This window comes from Corallococcus sp. AB038B, from assembly GCF_003668955.1.
In the GTDB taxonomy this organism is placed as follows: Bacteria; Myxococcota; Myxococcia; order Myxococcales; family Myxococcaceae; genus Corallococcus; species Corallococcus exiguus.
In genome coordinates this window covers 1-448 of sequence record NZ_RAWO01000099.1, presented here as the reverse complement: position 1 = coordinate 448, position 448 = coordinate 1, and the positions used below count along the sequence as shown (strand labels likewise).

Annotated in this window: 1 protein-coding gene; it reads left to right on the top strand. The window is 34.8% G+C overall.

Features of this window, described 5'->3' with window-relative positions:
* Window positions 1–185, top strand: a 185-nt coding sequence (locus D7Y04_RS46170; RefSeq protein WP_233601861.1) for an hAT family dimerization domain-containing protein, incomplete at its 5' end; no start/stop codon positions are given.
* Between the last annotated feature and the right edge of the window lie 263 nt (window positions 186–448).

Genomic DNA, 448 nt, shown 5'->3' with positions numbered 1-448 from the left:
GTGCTGAGCGTTCCTTCTCAGTACTGAAGTTGATAAAAAATTTCCTCCGAAATAGCATGGGAGATGATCGGTTGAGTTCATTAGCATTGCTGAACATTCATAAAACAATTACGAACAAACTCGTTCCAGAAAAGCTTATTGATGAGTTTGCAAAGAAGAAACGACGCATTAAACTCATTGATTAACGTTTCAAACAGTCTCAGTCAAGCTCTATTTATCTCCCATATACGTTCATGTTCTCTTTGTTTTCTATTTTGTTCGCAGTGAAATTTCAGATAATTTCTTTTTTGTGAAATGTAGTAGATCTTGTTATTGAAAAGTGCTCTATTGAAATAATCCAAGAGAAGATTTTACGATACGAAACATATCGTCTATAGTGTAGAATGAGGAAAGTTAACCCCGGACTTTGTTGTGGAAAAAGTCGGTTTTATAGTACTCTCGTACGTTA